We start from the raw sequence: 18,034 nt of genomic DNA on the forward strand, positions 1-18,034 counted from the left end.
CCTGGACGGGACAGCTGGCCCTGCCTTCGCCCGTCGGTGGGCGTCCGCATGTGTTCGTACCAGACTACTAACACAACTGCCACCACAGACAGAGAGTTCCAACAAATATGGGGCTGCACTGTCGGTTTAGGCTTGATGGATGTGCAATCCGCTGATCCCCGCCGCGTACCGTGCTCCAGCTGCCGGTGATGCGCCGGAATCCGAACGCCCCAGGCAGCGGGAGTTTCCCCCGGCTCCTGAACCCTTGCCGGTGCCCGTTATGGACAACCACACCCACCTCGACTTCCCGGACGGAGAGGCGCCGGTGGGGATCAAGGAAGCCCTTGACGCTGCTGCGGCGGTAGGCGTCCAGGGTGCCGTGCAGGTGGGCTGCGACCTGGAATCATCCCGGTTCACGGTGCAGGCGGTTGACCTGGATGAACGGCTGCTGGGGGCAGTGGCCCTCCACCCCAACGATGCGCCGCGTTATGCCGCGCGGGGCCAGCTGGAAGAGGCGCTGGCAGAGATCGAGCAACTGGCTGCCCACCCCCGGATCCGTGCCATCGGCGAAACCGGCCTTGATTTCTTCCGGACCGAGGGAGAGGGCCTGGCCCACCAGCGCTACTCCTTCCGCCGCCACATCGACATCGCCAAGCGGCTGGACCTGACATTGCAGATCCATGACCGCGACGCCCACAGCGATGTGGTGCAGGTGCTCAAGGAAGAAGGCGCCCCCGAACGGGTGGTTTTCCATTGCTTCTCAGGCGACGAGGAACTGGCGGCGATCTGCAACCGTGAAGGCTGGTGGATGTCCTTCGCCGGGACGCTGACGTTCAAGAACGCGGCGAACCTGCGGGCCGCGCTCGCCGCAGCGGACCCGGCACTCCTGCTGGTGGAAACGGACGCTCCTTTCCTGACCCCGCATCCCCACCGGGGGAGGCCCAATGCCAGCTACATGGTCCCCTATACGGTGCGGGCCATGGCGGAATTGACAAGCCGGGACCTCGCCGGGCTATGTGCCGGCATCAGCGAAAATACCGTGCGCGCTTACGGAAAGTGGGATTAAGAACACGTTGCGTGGTCGTGTTCAGGCAAATACCTGGTATGCAAATTTCTTGGCGGCTTTATAACGCTACGGTTACAGTGGAAAACTATTAGCCGGGGTCGGGGAAGGCCACCGGATAAATTCACTTCTTCCGCAGCGTGATATGCCGGGCTTGTCCCGGCTTGCCCGCAGGCAGGAGTGTGGCGGCGCGATGGTGCCCGGACTACCCCTCTTCGAGGTGGTGCCCGGGCATTTTACTGCGCTCTCCCCGTGCCCGGACGGAGCTAAAGTTACGGGCAATCGTGGTCAAGTTCTTCACAACGGCCGGCAAGTTCAGCTTTTTCAAGGTTGGAACCCAGCTGCTGGTGCTGTGCGCACTGGTGGTGGGACTCGTAGCCTTCGTGGGCAATAACAAAACCATCACGCTCAACGTTGATGGCAAGGTAACTTCCGTTCAAACCTTCGGTGGAACAGTGGGGCAGGTCGTTAAGAGCGCCAACCTCGAACTGAAGCCGGCGGACCGGGTTTCCCCCGCCATCGACGCCACCGTCCAGAACGGCACGGTCATCAACGTGAACCAGGCCAAGGAAGTCAAAGTCAGCCTCGACGGCTCCGAAAAAACGGTGAACACCACCGCCCAGGACGTTGAAGGACTGGTCACCGAACTTGGAGTCGCAAGCGCGTCGTCCGTCTCGGTTCCCAAAGACGCACAGCTTTCAGTCGCTGGATCCTTCGTTTCCATCTCCACCCCCAAGTCCGTGAGCATCGTCGCCGACGGCAAGGTCCAGGCGGCCACCACCACTGCCGCCACCGTGGGCAAGGTCCTGGAGGATGCCGGCCTGACCCTTGGAGCCAACGACCGCTCCTCCCAGCCCGCCAACGCCCACGTGGTCAACAACATGGTGATCAAGGTCTCCCGCGTGGATACCGGCCAGACCGCAGTGACCACCGAGGACGTGCCCTTCAAGACCGAAACGGTTGAAAGTGCCGAGCTGTTGAAGGGTGAAAAGGAAGTCACCCAGGCCGGTGCCGCCGGCAAGCTGGAGAAGACCTTTAAGCTGGTACTCGTTGACGGCCGCGAGGCATCCCGCACCCTCGTTACCGAATCGGTCACCGCGCAGCCCGTCACCGAGAAGATCACGGTGGGCACCAAGGCCAAGCCTGTGGCCCAGGCCGCCCCGGCCCCCGCGGCCAGTGCCAGTGCCGGTGCCAACACCGGCGCGGCGGCCCCGGCCATGATGAACGAAGCCATGTGGGACAAGATCGCCCAGTGCGAGTCCACCGGAAACTGGAGCATCAACAGCGGCAACGGCTACTACGGCGGCCTCCAGTTCGATATCCGCACCTGGATCGGCGCTGGCGGCGGCGCCTACGCTCCCAACGCCAGCCTGGCCACCAAGGCCCAGCAGATCGACATCGCCAACCGCGTCTACGCGCAGCGCGGCCTCCAGCCCTGGGGCTGCGGCTGGGCTGCCAGCAGCTGACGCACGGCACAACTGCAGCCTGCTCCACGTGGCCGGGCCCGGATCTTCCGGGCCCGGCCGCGGCACTTAACCGCGGCTTTGCCCGGCAGGCCGGGACCGGCACGCGGGATAGGATACCTAGGTGACTGAACCCATCCCCGCCGCGCCCGCACCGCTGTTTGGTGCCTCTGACATACGCCGGCTGGCGGAAGAGATCGGCATCCGCCCCACCAAGACCCTGGGCCAGAACTTTGTCATTGACGGCAACACCATCCGCAGGATCGTGGCCGCGGCCGGCGTTGGACCGGAAGAAACGGTGCTCGAAGTAGGGCCCGGCCTCGGGTCGCTGACCCTCGGCCTGCTGGACGCAGCCGCCGCCGTGGTGGCCGTGGAAATCGACCCTGTACTGGCTGCAAGGCTCCCCGAAACCGTCAAGGAATGGCGCCCTGCCGCCGTCGGAAACTTCCATCTGGTCCAGGCTGACGCCATGAAGGTCACAGAACTCCCCGTCCAGCCCACCGCGCTGGTGGCCAACCTCCCTTACAACGTGGCCGTGCCCGTTGTGCTGCACTTGCTGCAGCATTTCCCCAGCCTCCAGCACGGCCTGGTGATGGTGCAGGACGAAGTGGCTGACCGGCTGGCTGCCGTGCCGGGATCCAAAATCTACGGCGTGCCGTCCGTGAAGGCTGCCTGGTACAGCCACATGCGCAAGGCCGGAGTGATTGGAATGAACGTGTTCTGGCCGGCCCCCAAGATCCATTCCGGACTGGTGTCCTTCAACCGGCACGAACCTCCGGCCACCACCGCCACCCGGGAACAGGTCTTCGCGGTGATTGATGCCGCCTTCGCCCAGCGCCGCAAGACCCTGCGCGCCGCCCTTGCCGGTTGGGCCGGCAGCGCCCCGGAGGCTGAGCGCTGCCTGGTTGCCGCCGGCGTCGATCCCACGGCCCGTGGTGAAGTCATTGACATTTCCGCCTTCGCAAGGATCGCCGAAGCCCGTGAGGCCCGCGCGTGAACGCCCTTCCGGGACGCTTCGCGGCCAGGACCGTCAGGGCCAAGGCGCCGGGGAAGGTGAACGTCTCCCTGGGCGTCGGCCCGCTGCGGCCGGACGGCTACCATTCGGTGGCCAGCGTTTACCTCGCCGTGTCCCTGTATGAGGAAGTCGCGGCCACCAGTACCGAAACACCGGGGATCACCGTCAGCCTGAGCCCGGACAGCACACTGGACCTGGACGCCGTGGACATCCCCCTGGACGGGAACAACCTGGCCTTCAAGGCGGCGGCCATCATGGCGGACGTTTCCGAACGCCCAACGGGTGTCCACCTCGAGATCACCAAGCGCGTGCCCGTGGCAGGCGGCATGGGCGGCGGCTCAGCCGACGCCGCCGCAACCCTGCTGGCCTGCGACGCACTGTGGAACAGCGGCCTCTCGCGGGAGGAACTCGCCCATCTGGCCGCCGAGCTCGGCGCAGACGTCCCGTTCTCGCTGCTGGGCGGAACCGCCGTCGGCCTCGGGGTGGGCGACGAACTTTCCCCGGCGCTGGCCAAGGCGCAGACGGACTGGGTCCTGGTCACGGCGGACTACGGGCTCCCCACTCCGGAGGTCTACAGGACGCTGGACCGGCTGCGGGCGGCAGAGGGCATCGAAGGCGCCGAGCCCACCGGCGTTGACCCGCAGATCCTCACCGCGCTCCGCAGCGGGGACGCAGAAGCCCTCAGCCGCGTCCTGGTCAACGACCTCCAGCGGGCCGCTATCGAGTTGGCGCCCTCATTGCGCGATACGCTGGGAATCGGCGAATCACATGGTGCCGTTGCCGGGATCGTCTCCGGCTCGGGCCCCACCGTGGCGCTGTTGGCCGATGACCCCGTTGCCGCAGAGGGCCTGGCGGAGAACCTGCGGCGCTACGGCCTGACGGCCCTCGCCGTCCACGGCCCCGTTCCCGGCGCGCGAATCATCTCCGACACCGTCCTGTAAGACCTACAGTTCCAGCAGCAGAAAGCAGTTCCCTTTGGCACACCTTCTTGGCGGCGAGAACCTCACCGTCTCCTACGCCACCCGCACCGTCCTGGACGGCATCACCCTCGGGCTTGAAGAGGGTGACCGCATTGGCATGGTGGGACGGAACGGCGACGGAAAGTCCACCCTGATGCGCCTGCTGGCGCTGCGGTCCAACCCTGATTCCGGCCGCGTCACCAAACGCGGGGACGTTAACGTGGGGTACCTGGACCAAAGCGACGTGCTCGACGGCGACCTGACAGTCGGTGCCGCGATCGTGGGGGACCAGGCGGATTACGAATGGGCGCGGAACCCGCAGATCCGCGAGATCATGGGCGGGCTGGTGTCCGACGTCGACTGGCACGCCAACGTCCACGCCCTGTCCGGCGGCCAGAAGCGCCGTGTTGCACTGGCCAAGCTCCTGATTGAGGACCACGACGTCATCATGCTGGACGAGCCCACCAACCACCTGGACGTGGAAGGCGTTGCCTGGCTGTCCCGGCACCTGAAGACGCGCTGGCGGGCGAACCAAGGGGCTTTCCTGGTGGTCACCCACGACCGCTGGTTCCTGGACGAGGTCTGTAACAAAACCTGGGAAGTACACGACGGCATCGTGGATCCCTTCGAGGGCGGCTACGCGGCGTACGTCCTGGCCCGCGCCGAGCGGGACCGCGCCGCTTCGGTGATGGAAAGCAAGCGCCAGCAGCTGGTCAAGAAGGAACTCGCGTGGCTGCGCCGGGGTGCCCCGGCACGGACCGCCAAGCCGAAGTTCCGGATTGAAGCGGCGAATGCCCTGATCGCCGATGTCCCGGAGCCCAGGGACTCCACCGCACTGAGCAAGATGGCCACCGCCCGCCTCGGCAAGGACGTGCTGGACCTGGAGAACGTCTCGCTGGACTTCCTCGGCGGCAGCGAAGGGCAAAAACTCTTTGACAACATCACCCTGCGCCTCGCGCCCGGCGAGCGGCTGGGGCTGGTGGGTGTCAATGGTGCCGGCAAGACCACACTGCTGAAACTGCTCAACGGCCAGATCGAGCCGACGTCCGGCAAACTCAAGCGCGGCAAGACCGTGGTCACGGCCGTGCTGACCCAGGAGGTCAAGGAGCTCGACGACGTCTCCGACCTGCGGGTGATCGAAGTGATCGAGCGGGAGAAGCGATCCTTCAACGTGGGCGGCAAGGAGTTTTCGGCAGGCCAGCTCGTGGAGCAGCTTGGCTTCACCAACGAGAAGCAGTGGACCCCGGTCAAGGACCTCTCCGGCGGCGAGCGGCGCCGCCTCCAGCTGCTGCGGCTGCTGGTGGGGGAGCCCAACGTGCTGATGCTCGACGAGCCCACCAACGACCTTGACACGGACACCCTCGCAGCAGTGGAGGACGTCCTTGACGGCTGGCCGGGAACACTTGTTGTGGTGAGCCACGACCGGTACCTCCTGGAGCGCGTCACCGACCACCAGATGGCCCTCCTGGGCGACGGCAAGATCCGCGCCCTGCCGCGCGGCGTGGACCAGTACCTGGAACTCCGGGAAGCCACCCTGGCTGGTTCCACCATTACCGGCGGCGGCAACCCCGTCACGGGCGGGACCTCCGGTGCGGCGGCTGCAGCCCCCGCCGGGCCTTCCGAAGCACAAAAACGCGACGCCCGGAAAGCGCTGAACAGGATCGAGCGCCAGCTCAAGAAGCTGGAACAGCAGGAAAAGAAGCTCCACGACCAGATGGTGAAGAGCACGGAGCAGTCCGATTTCGACGCCCTCGCCGAACAAAACAAGGAGCTCAAGGACCTCGCCGACGAAAAGGACGCGCTCGAGCTCGAATGGCTTGAAGCCTCCGAAGTCCTGGGCCAATAGGCTGCTCAGCCCGGCATCACGGTCCACTCCGGAAGCCGCCAGTCGCCGCCGCCTGGCGACCGTTGTGGCCCCTATGGTCCGTGCCGGGCGGCCCCGTGTCGCGCGGCGGCCCGAACCCGTGGCAAAATAGGGACTTGTGCCCGGGGCTTGCGCCTTCGGCACGGTCCGCTCTGGTGTAACGGCAGCACCCCGGCCTTTGGAGCCGTGGAGTATAGGTTCGAATCCTATGGGCGGAACTGCTGTGCCAGAAGCGTTCAGTCAGCACGACAAATCGGTTGCCCCGCCGGCTGGAAGCCGGGCGGGCGCCGCAAGCGCCAGCATAACCAAGCAAGGAGAGCCCGTACGTGATCCCCGAGAACACCGGCCCGGCCGCAGTCATCGTCCTGGCGGCAGGCGCCGGTACCCGGATGAAATCGCGTACCCCCAAGATCCTGCATGAAATCGGCGGCAGGTCCATGGTGGGGCATGCGCTCCTGGCAGCACGGAGCATCAACCCCCGCCAGCTGGCCGTGGTGGTCCGCCACGAGCGCGACCTCGTGGCACGCCACCTCTCCGACCTTGATCCGGCCGCGCTGATCGTGGACCAGGACGACGTCCCCGGAACCGGCCGCGCTGTGGAGGTCGCCCTGCAGGCCCTCGACGCCGAGCAGATCCTCACGGGAACGGTCGTGGTGACCTACGGCGATGTGCCGCTTCTTTCCGGGGACCTGCTGGCCGAACTGGTGGCCACGCACGAACGCGAGGCCAACGCGGTCACGGTCCTCACCGCTGTCCTGGACGACGCCACCGGATATGGCCGGATCCTGCGCGCCGAAGACGGCACCGTCACCGGCATCCGCGAACACAAGGATGCCTCCGATGCCGAGCGCCTCATCCGCGAAGTCAACTCCGGCATCTACGCCTTCGACGCCGCCGTCCTCCGCAACGCGCTGGCCCACGTCACCACCGACAACTCGCAGGGCGAAAAGTACCTCACCGACGTGCTCGCACTGGCCCGTCAGGCAGGTGGCCGCGTGGCCGCCGTCGTCACCGCAGACCGGTGGCAGGTGGAAGGCGCGAACGACCGCGTCCAGCTCGCTGCCCTCGGCGCTGAACTGAACCGCCGCGTCGTGGAAGCCTGGATGCGGGCGGGCGTCACCGTGGTGGACCCGTCCACCACCTGGATCGATTCCTCCGTGACCCTCGAAGAGGACGTCCGGCTCCTGCCCAACACCCAGCTGCACGGTGCTACCAGCGTGGCACGGGACGCCGTCGTTGGCCCTGACACCACCCTGACCGACGTCACCGTCGGCGAAGGCGCGAAAGTGGTCCGCACCCATGGTTCCGGCGCGGTCATCGGCCCGGACGCCGCCGTCGGCCCCTTTACCTACCTGCGTCCCGGCACTGTCCTGGGCGAAAGCGGCAAGATCGGCGCGTTCTATGAGACCAAGAACGTCACCATCGGCCGCGGCTCCAAGCTGTCTCACCTTGGCTACGCCGGCGACGCCGAGATCGGCGAGGACACCAACATCGGCTGCGGCAATATCACTGCCAATTACGACGGCGAGAAGAAGCACCGCACGGTCATCGGCTCAGGCGTCCGGACCGGCTCCAATACTGTCTTTGTTGCCCCGGTCACCGTGGGGGACGGTGCCTACAGCGGCGCCGGCGCGGTGATCCGCAAGGACGTTCCGGCGGGCGCGCTGGCCCTGACGGTTGCTGCTCAGCGCAACACCGAGGGCTGGGTGCAGGCCAACCGGCCCGGCACCCGCTCCGCCGAACTGGCCCAGGCAGCCACCTCACATTCCTCAAGTACCCCGGCATCTACAGAAGAGGGCAAGTAATAATGAGCGAAATCACGGCGCGCGGCGAAAAGAAGCTGGTGCTGGCCACCGGCCGTGCCCACCCCGAGCTGGCCCGGGAGATCGCCAAGGAACTGGGCACTGAACTGCTGCCGGTGGATGCCTACGACTTCGCCAACGGTGAGATCTACGTGCGAGCAGGCGAAAGCGTCCGCGGAACTGACGCCTTCGTCATCCAGGCGCACCCCGCCCCGCTGAACAACTGGCTGATGGAACAGCTGATCATGATCGACTCGCTGAAACGGGCCTCCGCGAAGCGCATCACTGTTGTTTCACCCTTCTACCCGTACGCGCGGCAGGACAAAAAGGGCCGCGGCCGCGAACCCATCTCGGCCCGCCTGGTGGCAGACCTATACAAGACCGCGGGTGCGGACCGCATCATGAGCGTAGACCTGCACACCTCGCAGATCCAGGGATTCTTCGACGGCCCGGTGGACCACCTGATGGCCATCCCGCTGCTTGCCGATTACATCCGGACCCGGGTGAACGCGGAAAACATCACCGTGGTTTCGCCGGACACCGGGCGTGTGCGCGTCGCGGAGCAGTGGGCTGAGCGCCTGGGCGGCGCCCCGCTGGCCTTCGTGCACAAGAGCCGGGACCTGACCGTTCCCAACCAGGCCGTTTCCAAGACCGTGGTGGGCCAGATCGAAGGCCGCACCTGCGTGCTGATCGACGACATGATCGACACCGGCGGAACCATCTCCGGCGCAGTCAATGTGCTGAAGAACGCCGGAGCCAAGGACGTCATCATCGCGGCCACGCACGCAGTCTTCTCCGAGCCGGCCGCGCAGCGCCTCTCGGAGTCCGGTGCCCGTGAGGTAGTGGTCACCAACACCCTGCCGCTTTCCGCATCTCAGCGCTTCCCGCAGCTGACGGTGCTCTCGATCGCGCCGCTGATCGCCCGCGCCGTCCGTGAAGTGTTCGACGACGGCTCCGTCACCAGCCTCTTCGACGGCAAAGCCTGACCACACTGCCGGTGGTTGAGCTTGGTCGAAACCCTGGTTTCACAAGCTCAACCACCGGCGCCGGCCCGGACCCGATTCGGCCATCCGGTCCGGCGCTGGTAGACTCTTCAGCGATACCTTGGCGAGGGAGAACGCCGGTTGCCGCAGCTGCGGGAACCGGACTGCAGTCTCCGTTATCGACTGGGTCTGAATCTCCCTTCGAAGTGGGCCGCCTCCGGGCCGCCTGGCGTTGAAGGTCGCAACAGACCTCCGCCCTTGCTGAACACCGTTTAGTTTTCAAGGAGATCTCCATGTCTGAGCAGAAGCTCGCAGCAGAAGTACGCACCGAATTCGGCAAGGGCTATGCCCGCCGCGCCCGGATGAACAACCAGATCCCCGCCGTCATCTACGGCCACGGCGCAGAGCCCATCCACATCACCCTCCCGGCCAAGGCCACCACCCTGGCTGTCCGCACGGCCAACGCCCTGCTGTCCCTGGACATCAACGGTGAAGGCCACCTGGCCCTCGTGAAGGATGTCCAGCGCGACCCGATCAAGCAGATCATCGAGCACATCGACCTGCTGACCGTCCGCCAGGGCGAAAAGGTCACCGTTGACATCCCCGTCCACGTTGTTGGCGAAGTTGCCCCCGGCAACGCCTACAACCAGGAACTGACCGTCATCTCGCTCGAGGCTGAGGCAACCCACCTGCCCACCGCCGTCGAGGTTAACATCGAAGGCCGCACCGCCGGACAGCACATCCACGCTTCCGACCTGGTCCTGCCCAAGGGCGCCGTCCTGCTGGCCGACGCCGATGCACTCGTTGTGAACATCTCCGAGGCCACCGAGTCCGCCGAGGAAGGCGCCGAGGAATCTGCTGAAGGCGCTTCCGCGGCAGCGGCCGAGTAATTCCGCTGATGTGCAGTGGCCGGACCCCAAGGGTCCGGCCACTGTCGTCTCTGCCCACTTGCCGCGCGTCCCAATACTCCACTTTAGGATTGACCCATGACTGACACCTGGCTGATCGTCGGCCTCGGAAACCCCGGAGCCCAGTATCAAGGCAACAGGCATAACGTGGGCCAGATGGTGCTGGACGAACTCGCAGGCCGGGTGGGGGCAGGTTTCAAGACCCACAAGGCGCGGGCACAGGTGGTGGAGGGGCGGCTTGGAATCGGCGGCCCCCGCGTGGTGCTGGCCAAACCCATGAGCTACATGAACGTTTCAGGCGGCCCTGTCTCGGCCCTGGCCAATTTCTACGGCATCGACCCGGATCATGTGGTGGCAGTGCACGATGAAATCGACATCCCCTTCAATACGGTCAAGCTCAAGATTGGCGGGGGAGAAGGCGGCCACAACGGGCTGCGCGACATCTCCAAAGCGCTCGGCACCAAGGACTACTACCGCGTCCGTGTAGGAGTGGGCCGGCCGCCCGGCCGGATGGACACCGCCGACTTCGTGCTGCGGGATTTCGGCACAGCCGAGCTCAAAGAGCTGCCCTTCCTGCTGGATGAGGCGGCCGATGCAGCGGAGTTGCTGGCGCGTGACGGACTGCTGGCGGCGCAGCAGAAGTTCCATTCTGCAAAGTCTGAGCGATAGCGACATAAAAACTTAAAGTCGCATGAACCTGTTTCCTTGTCTGCACGACGATGTACTCTAACTCCAAGGCGGGGGAGCAATGGGGCTACATCCCGCCACCAGGGGACGTAGGGGATAAGTTCATGTCAATCGAGCCACTCAGCTGGGGACGTGGGTCAACACCTCAGGGCGCTGGGCTGCAGACCGAAACCTCCGGAACACCAGGGGGGCAACAGTGGTCTGCCCCTGCCCGCAGCGCAAACCTTGAATCCATCCGGGCAGCGCTGACCACTGACGATTCCCTCGGCGTCGTTATCACCGGCGGCAGAGGCGTGGGAAAGTCATCACTTGCCCGGGCCGCAGTGGCCGACCTTGGCCCTGATACCTGGTCGCTTCAACTCCGCAGCGGCCCTTCCGGCGCCAACACCCCCTATGGCTGCCTTTCCTTCCTCCTCGCCCGCCTGCCCCAGGCGTACATGGGCTCGCCCACCGCCATCCTGCGCGGCATCACCTCCTTGATCCGGAGCGATGCCGCCGGGCGGCCCTGCGTCATCACCCTTGATACGTCCCGAAGCATTGACGACATGAGCGCCGGGGTGCTCCTGAACGTACTCCTGACCGGCACCGCAAAGATCATCGCCGTCGCACCGAAGATCAGCGACCTTCCCCCGGACTTCCACTGGCTGCTCACGGACCGGCGCCTGACCGAGGTCCGGCTCAGCAACCTGAATGAACTGCAAACGCGCCAGGTGCTGCTGTCCCTGCTGGGCCACCGGGTCTCCGCTTCTCTGGTTGCCACTTACCACCACACGGTGGGCGGCAACCCGCTGCTGCTGAAGGCCCTGGTCACCGAACAAAAACTTTCCGGGAACCTGGTCCTTTCCGACTCCGTCTGGACGCTTCGCGACAAAGTGGTGCTCGACGGCGCCGCCAGCCTTGATGACATCGTCCGCTCCCGCTGGTCCAGGGAGACGCCGGAAACCCGCGAAGTCATCGAAATGCTTTCCTGCGCCCGGCGTGTGGAACTCGGAAGGCTCACTGCCCTCTACAGTGCCGACGTCGTGGCAGACATGGAGGACGCGGGCCTGCTGGAGATCGACGACTCCGACCACCGCTGGGTCTCGTTGCGTGAGAAATACATCGGCGAAGTAGTGCGCTCCTGGTTGAGCATTGCCCGGCGGCGGGAGCTACGGAGCGGGCTCCTGGGCGGGACGGAACCCGAGCCGGCGGAGATGGCAGTCGATGAGCTGATGGCCTTCGCCGCCTGGACCCATGAATGCGAAGCCGAACTCAGCCCGGCACTGGCCCTCGCCGCCGCTGAAGCCGCCGTTCAACTCTTTGATCCCCATTTCGCCCTGTCCTACGCGGACATGCTCAAGAGGACGGACCGGGAGTGGGTGCCGGCCCAGCGGCACAAGGCCGCCGCCTACCTTCAGCTGAACCTGCCCGTTCAGGCCCTTTCAGCCTTGGATGACATCTCGCAGCCCGAACTGGACAGCGTGGGAGTGGAAGAGTACGCCCACGTTGTGGCGGCGAAGGCCCAGGTGATGCTGTGGCTTCCGGAGCAGGCAGGCAAGATTCCGGCTCTCCTTGCCGCGGCAAAGGAAAGGCTGGATGCCGCCACAGGCCACGCCACGTGGCCGCACCGGGCCGTTGCCGCCGCACACCGGGTGGCATTAAGCGGGTTCGAGTACCGCGCGTTCGCCGGTGATTACGCTGACATGATTCCGGAGCTTGAGGCAGCAGCGGATCCGGCCCTCAACCCGGACACGTCCTACCGGATGCAGGCTTCCGTCATCCTGATGAGCGCACTGTCCATGACGGGGCGGGAAATGGACGCGTTGAGCCTGATGCGGAGGATTGGCGGGCAAATCTCGGATGCGTCCCACGTGGTGGGCCTGCGCGAGCAGTTCACCAGGGAGGCCTTCGTGGTGCTGCTGACCGCCGGGCAATGGCGCCGCTGCATCGACCTTGTCGGACAGCGGCCCGACGGCGAACCGGACCGTATGCCTTACCGGAGCGCCGCGTCCGAACTTGCGGCCGGCCTGGCCTATGTTTTTTCGGGGCGTGGCGGCGCGGCCCTGGACCCGTTGATTTCGGCGGTGGCCCAGCTGGAGCTCCAGCCGGCCCAAAGCGCCCTCCGCTCGGCCTACGCCGCAACGGCCCTCGCATATGCCCAGACCGGCAACGGCACCCAGGCGCGGAAGTATCTGGGCAAACTCCAAAGGACTCCCGGCAAAGCCAGTTTTTCCGCCGAGAAAATCATTGAGTTCTGCGCCCTGGTTGCCGGCCGCTGGCTGGGCGACGCCGAAGCCGTGGCCGGACTGAAGCAGTCGGCCGAGCGGCACATGAGGGCAGGGATCTACACCATGGCAGGAATCAGCCTGCTGGCTGCCACGGTCAACGGCAGCGACGCCGACTTCCGCCTCCTGGAGGACATCGCCGGGCACCGGCAGGGTCCTTTGGCAGAGGTCTCCCGGCTCATTGCGCTGGGCAGCCGGACCAAGGACGCCAAAACCCTCCTCGCAGCCGGTGAACTGGCGGCCACGCTGGAACTGGACGCGGTGGAAGCCCGCTGCATGGCGCTGGCCGTGGACTTCGCCCGGCAGGACGGGGACGCCGTCTCCGCCCGCACCGCCCAGGCCAGGCTGGACATCCTGGCGGCCACGGTGGCAAATCTTCCCATCATGCCCAGCAGCGGCAGCCCGCTGCTCACCGCGCGGGAGCGCCAGATCGCGCGGCTCGCCGGCCGGGGAGCCTCAAACCGTGACATCGCCCTGGAAATGGGTGTGTCAGTCCGAACCGTTGAAGGCCATTTGTACCAGGTCTTCACTAAGCTCGGCGTAACTTCCAGGGGTGATCTGACTGGACTCGTCTAACGGCCACAAACCGCAAACAGCCCACCGCGCCCTCACCGGGAGGCGGGAGCCGCTGGAACGGATCTGCAATATTGTCCGGAACGGCAGCAGCCATGCGGTTTTCCTCATGGCAGGACCAGGCATCGGCAAAACGTCCGTAACCGAGGCGATTGCCGAACGTCTCGCCGGGCAGCTGAACATCCTGCAGATCCACGGCAGCTCCGCCCTCGCGGCCGTGCCCTTCGGCGTCCTCACCCCCTATACGGGCGACCTGAGCGCTGAAGAGTCCGTCTCGCCGGTAGCGGTCCTGCGGTCAATGTGGACCTACTTCGAAAAACTCAAGGCAGGCCGCGGCGCCCCCGTCCTGCTGGTGGTGGATGATGCCCACCACCTGGACGATGCCTCCGCCGGCGTACTCGCAGACCTCATCTCTGCCGGCTGGGCTACGGTGGTGGCTGCTGCCAGGCCCCGGCCCGGCCTCCCGCAGCCGTTGGACCAGCTCTGGTACGACGGCCTTGCCGAACGGGTGGACCTGCGGCCCCTGAACCGGGAACAGATCGAAGAGGTACTGGCCCACGTCCTCGACGGAACCGTTCCGCCGGCCACGGTTGATGCTGTCTGGCATGGCTCCGGCGGCAACCCGCGCATCCTGGACGCACTGCTGCACGATGCCGCGGAAACGGGCGTCCTGGCCAAACGGAACGGCATCTGGATACTGTTGGGAGCCCTGCCTTCTGACGGCCCCCAGCTCACGGCTGTAGTGACGAAGGACCACCTCCGGCGGGCGCCGGAGGAACAGGAGGCCCTGAAGCTCATAGCCCTCGCCGGACCGGTAGGCCGGAAAGTGATCGAGGACATCAGCGGGGCCGCCGTGGTCCGGTCCCTCATTGACCAGCAGATGGTTTCCGAGAGTTCCGGGATTCCCTCCGAACTCTCCATGTGGAACGCCCTGTTCGCCAAAGCCATCAGGAACACCTTGTCAGTGTCCCGGAGCCTGCAACTGCTGGAACGGATCCGGGCCCATCAGGACGGGGCAGCCCTGCGCGGCGAGGGCATGCTCCGCTCCGTCGAGTGGGCATTCGAGGTTGGCCTGCGGATTCCTGATCCCGAAATGCTGCAGGCCGCCCGCGAAGCCTTGAGGCGGTTCCGCAACGACAGTGCCCGCACCATAGCCGCCAAAATCAGGGATCCTGCACTGGTGCCCCTGGCCAAGGCCATCCAGGCCCGGGCGCTCTATAACGAGGGCATGTACGGGCCGGCTGCCGACCTCCTGGACGCCTGCTGGCGGCAGTTGTCCGGCACGGCGGAAGGTCCCGCCGTCGTACTGCTCCGCGCAGCCGCCCACCAGGCGAATGGCGCCCCGCTCAACGCCCTCGCAGAGGACATGCGCGGACACGTCCAACAGCGGGAGGACGGCGACAGCCCGGCACCGGATCAGCTCCTGCGCGTTGTGCGGCTCCTGGAGCTGGGCGGGGACGTGGACGCCGAAGCGCTGGCCGCGGAGGTCAGGGACATCAGGAACAGCACCTCCGCGGATGCCGGAGGCGAACCGCTCAGGGCGTTGGGAGAGGCACTCCTGGCGCACGCCCTGGCTGCCACCGGCCGCGCCTCCGAGGGCCTGGATTCGGCGCTGCTGGCCGCTTCCGAGCTGCCTCCGCTGGAAGACAGCCTGTTCTTCTACACCGAGTTTGTGCTGGGCCGGCTGGTGACCGACTACCTTGCCATGGGGGAGTGGGAATCGGCCGAGCGGGAGCTCGACAATTACGCCGCAAGCCACGGGCCTGGGTCCGCCACCTTCAGCGGCAGCCTCCAGGTGCTGCGGGGCTACTCCCTGCTGCGGCAGGGCCGGATGGAGCGTGCATACCAGGTGCTGCTGCCGGCCGTGGAGGCACTCCGGCTGAACGATCCCCTGCAGCTGTTCCGCTTCGCTTCAGCCCTGGGCTTTTATGTTGCCGCGAGACTGGGCGATTCGGCCCAGGCGCAGCGACTGGAACAGGACTACAGCGATGCGGCCGCAGGCGGGCCTGCCCACGAGCTCCTTGCCGCTGCCTACAGCGCCGCAGCCGCCGAGTACCTGTCCCGGGACGGCAAAGGCCTTGCCGCGCTGCACACGCTGGCAACCACGCCGGATGCCACCGCGAGGGCCGGAACCCTGCTTGAGCTCCTTGCCGTCTGCTGGGATCTGGGCGACCCCTCGGTCATCCCGATGGTGCAGGCGGTTGCCCAGGGCGTGGAGGGCCGGTGGGCCCAGGCAATGCTTGCCCTGGCCGCCCGGTGGGAAGAAGCGGACGGGGATGCGTTAATGGAGACGGCCTCCGCGCTGGAGGAAGCGGGCTTCGTGAACCTGGCACGGGAGGCCTACGCCCGTGCCAGCACCCTCCTGGAACAGGCGGGGGAACGCCGGCGGTCCAGGCAGGCCGTGGCGCTGCGGGAGAAATGCGACCACGAACTCGGCGAAAGATTCCGGGAAGGCCGCTTTATCGCCGCGGCACCGGCCGTCCACCTTACCCGGCGTGAACAGGACATTGTGGGCCTGGCCGTCCAAGGCCTCACGGACCGTGAAATCGCCCAGCGGCTGATGGTGTCGGTGCGCACCGTGGAGGGCCATCTGTACCGCACGTACGTCAAGCTTGGCGTGCGGAGCCGGGATGAGCTGGAGTCAGCACTGCCCAAGTAGCTCTCCCGCCAGAGCCCCCGGTTGTGCTTCCCTGGAGGCACCGGCCGGGCACTTCCATGCCCTCTGTCCACCATCCCCGCGGCACTCCCGGGCGCTTTCCGGGGGCCTGCGGGTATCCGCCGACCCTAGGTAGTCCCAGGTGGCGGAATTCGAGTACACCCTACTCGTGTGCCGGGTGGCCCCGGAGTATTTACTTATGGAACCAAAGCAAGCGGCACGAAAGAAGCCGCAGCGGCGGGAACATAACCAGGCCTTGTATCCAACAAACTTCCGGTCCACTGGGACCGGGCTGGACGGGGCCGGCGACGTCAGAGTCTTCTGAGACCGAGACTCTCCCCCCAGCCGTCGCCGGCCCTCCATTCCGCGGGCTGAAGCCCGGAGCGACTGTGGCGGCTGCCCCCACCGGGCGGCCGCCACAGCCGTGTGTGGGACAATTGAGTGTCATCCGTTGGCATTTCAAGGAGTTTGTTTTGGCCGTAGTTTCAACGCCAGCCACACTGGAACGTGCCGTACCGGTGATGGACAACGCCGAAGTGCAGCGCATCCGCAACGATTTTCCGGTCCTGGACCAACTGGTCAACGGCCGCCCGCTGATCTACCTGGACTCCGGCGCCACGTCACAGAATCCGCTCAGCGTCATCGAGGCCGAGCAGGAGTTCTACGAGCAACGCAACGCAGCCGTGCACCGCGGCGCCCACCATCTCGCGGTCGAGGCCACCGAGGCGTTCGAGGACGCACGGCAGACGGTGGCCGACTTTGTGGGCGCCGACTACTCGGAGGTCATCTGGACGTCCAACGCCACCGAGGGCCTGAACCTCCTCAGCTACGCCCTGTCCAACGCGGGCTTGTGGGCGGCCCAGGGCCGGGGCGACGCCCGGCTCAAGGAGCTTGCCCTGAACCCCGGTGACGAAATCGTGGTCACCGAGATGGAGCACCACGCCAACCTCATTCCCTGGCAGGAACTCGCCTTCCGCACCGGGGCCACCCTGCGGTACATCCCCGTGGACGACGCCGGCAGCCTCCGTATGGACGCGGCCAGGGAGATCGTGAACGGCCGGACAAAGCTCCTGGCCTTCACCCACGCCTCCAACGTCCTGGGCACCATCAACCCCGTCACTGAACTCGCAGCCCTGGGCCGGCAGGCCGGAGCCCTGGTGGTGCTGGACGCCTGCCAGTCCGCCCCGCACATGCCGCTGGACGTCAAAGAGCTGGATGTGGACTTTGCGGTGTTCTCCGGCCACAAAATGCTCGCACCCACGGGAATCGGTGTGTTCTACGGGAAGCAGGACATCCTGGACGTGCTGCCGCCGTTCCTGACTGGCGGCTCCATGATCACCACAGTCACCATGGAGCGGGCCGAGTACCTTCCGGCGCCCCAGCGCTTCGAAGCCGGCACCCAGCGCATCTCCCAGGCGGTGGCGTTGGCCGCGGCCGTGAACTACCTGACCGAAACAGGGCTGGACCGGATCCACCGGTGGGAGGCCGAGCTCGGCCAGCGGATGGTCACCGGCCTCGAATCCATCCCGGGCATCCGCGTCCTCGGGCCTGCAGCCGGGCAGGACCGCATCGGGCTCGCCGCCTTCGACGTCGACGGTGTCCACGCCCATGACGTGGGCCAGTTCCTGGACTCGCGGGGCATCGCGGTGCGGGTGGGCCACCACTGTGCCCAGCCGCTGCACCGACGGCTGGGTCTGACCGCCACCACCAGGGCGAGCGCCTACCTTTACAACACCACGGACGACGTCGACCAGTTCCTTGATGCCGTCGCGGGCGTGCGTGCCTACTTCCGCGCCTAAGACCCCACACACCCTGAAG

12 protein-coding genes and 1 tRNA gene are annotated in these 18,034 nt (G+C 66.3%); all 13 read left to right on the forward strand.

Features of this window, described 5'->3' with window-relative positions; all coding sequences use genetic code 11:
• Positions 1-139: 139 nt before the first annotated feature.
• The 13 genes from FNL14_RS16040 to FNL14_RS16100 all read left to right on the forward strand — a co-directional run bounded on the left by FNL14_RS16040 (position 140) and on the right by FNL14_RS16100 (position 18,015).
• Positions 140-1,045 carry a TatD family hydrolase gene (locus FNL14_RS16040; RefSeq protein ID WP_142061824.1) on the forward strand — a complete coding sequence of 302 codons (906 nt, stop codon included), beginning with the start codon at positions 140-142 and terminating at the stop codon, positions 1,043-1,045.
• Positions 1,046-1,326: 281 nt separating this feature from the next.
• Positions 1,327-2,508 carry a resuscitation-promoting factor gene (locus FNL14_RS16045; protein WP_142061825.1) on the forward strand — a complete coding sequence of 394 codons (1,182 nt, stop codon included), beginning with the start codon at positions 1,327-1,329 and terminating at the stop codon, positions 2,506-2,508.
• Positions 2,509-2,629: 121 nt separating this feature from the next.
• The gene (gene rsmA / locus FNL14_RS16050; protein ID WP_142061828.1) at positions 2,630-3,502 is read left to right on the forward strand and encodes a 16S rRNA (adenine(1518)-N(6)/adenine(1519)-N(6))-dimethyltransferase RsmA; all 873 of its coding nucleotides are present in this window, start codon (positions 2,630-2,632) and stop codon (positions 3,500-3,502) included.
• The gene (locus FNL14_RS16055) at positions 3,499-4,461 is read left to right on the forward strand and encodes a 4-(cytidine 5'-diphospho)-2-C-methyl-D-erythritol kinase (RefSeq protein WP_142061831.1); all 963 of its coding nucleotides are present in this window, start codon (positions 3,499-3,501) and stop codon (positions 4,459-4,461) included. The genes rsmA and FNL14_RS16055 overlap by 4 nt, the downstream gene beginning before the upstream one ends.
• Positions 4,462-4,495: 34 nt before the next feature.
• A complete protein-coding gene (locus tag FNL14_RS16060; protein ID WP_142061834.1) occupies positions 4,496-6,325 on the forward strand; it encodes an ABC-F family ATP-binding cassette domain-containing protein in 1,830 nt (609 codons plus the stop codon).
• 164 nt (positions 6,326-6,489) lie between these two features.
• Positions 6,490-6,561, forward strand: a tRNA-Gln gene (locus FNL14_RS16065).
• Between the two features lie 108 nt (positions 6,562-6,669).
• Positions 6,670-8,148 carry a bifunctional UDP-N-acetylglucosamine diphosphorylase/glucosamine-1-phosphate N-acetyltransferase GlmU gene (gene glmU, locus FNL14_RS16070; RefSeq protein ID WP_091418408.1) on the forward strand — a complete coding sequence of 493 codons (1,479 nt, stop codon included), beginning with the start codon at positions 6,670-6,672 and terminating at the stop codon, positions 8,146-8,148.
• Positions 8,149-8,150: 2 nt separating this feature from the next.
• Positions 8,151-9,131: a ribose-phosphate diphosphokinase gene (locus FNL14_RS16075; RefSeq protein ID WP_091418407.1), complete on the forward strand. Its 981-nt coding sequence runs from the start codon at positions 8,151-8,153 to the stop codon at positions 9,129-9,131.
• A gap of 290 nt (positions 9,132-9,421) precedes the next feature.
• Entirely contained in the window at positions 9,422-10,018 is a 597-nt protein-coding gene (locus FNL14_RS16080; RefSeq protein ID WP_091418405.1) for a 50S ribosomal protein L25/general stress protein Ctc, read from the forward strand.
• 96 nt (positions 10,019-10,114) lie between these two features.
• Positions 10,115-10,705, forward strand: coding sequence for an aminoacyl-tRNA hydrolase (gene pth / locus FNL14_RS16085; RefSeq protein ID WP_091418404.1), 591 nt, complete (start codon positions 10,115-10,117; stop codon positions 10,703-10,705).
• A 122-nt stretch (positions 10,706-10,827) separates the two neighbouring features.
• Positions 10,828-13,563, forward strand: coding sequence for a LuxR family transcriptional regulator (locus tag FNL14_RS16090; protein WP_142061837.1), 2,736 nt, complete (start codon positions 10,828-10,830; stop codon positions 13,561-13,563).
• 52 nt (positions 13,564-13,615) lie between these two features.
• Entirely contained in the window at positions 13,616-16,219 is a 2,604-nt protein-coding gene (locus FNL14_RS16095; protein WP_370455871.1) for a LuxR C-terminal-related transcriptional regulator, read from the forward strand.
• A 470-nt stretch (positions 16,220-16,689) separates the two neighbouring features.
• On the forward strand, positions 16,690-18,015 hold the full coding sequence (locus tag FNL14_RS16100) for a cysteine desulfurase (protein WP_142061843.1): 1,326 nt from the start codon (positions 16,690-16,692) through the stop codon (positions 18,013-18,015).
• Positions 18,016-18,034: the final 19 nt, after the last annotated feature.

This window comes from Pseudarthrobacter sp. B4EP4b (genome assembly GCF_006680095.1).
Classification (GTDB): domain Bacteria; phylum Actinomycetota; class Actinomycetes; order Actinomycetales; family Micrococcaceae; genus Arthrobacter.

Coding starts and splice junctions, on each gene's coding strand:
- FNL14_RS16075 (WP_091418407.1), top strand. CDS start 8,151: ATGAGCGAAATCACGGCGCGCGGCGAAAAGAAGCTGGTGCTGGCCACC.
- FNL14_RS16090 (WP_142061837.1), top strand. CDS start 10,828: ATGTCAATCGAGCCACTCAGCTGGGGACGTGGGTCAACACCTCAGGGC.
- FNL14_RS16080 (WP_091418405.1), top strand. CDS start 9,422: ATGTCTGAGCAGAAGCTCGCAGCAGAAGTACGCACCGAATTCGGCAAG.
- pth (WP_091418404.1), top strand. CDS start 10,115: ATGACTGACACCTGGCTGATCGTCGGCCTCGGAAACCCCGGAGCCCAG.
- FNL14_RS16040 (WP_142061824.1), top strand. CDS start 140: ATGTGCAATCCGCTGATCCCCGCCGCGTACCGTGCTCCAGCTGCCGGT.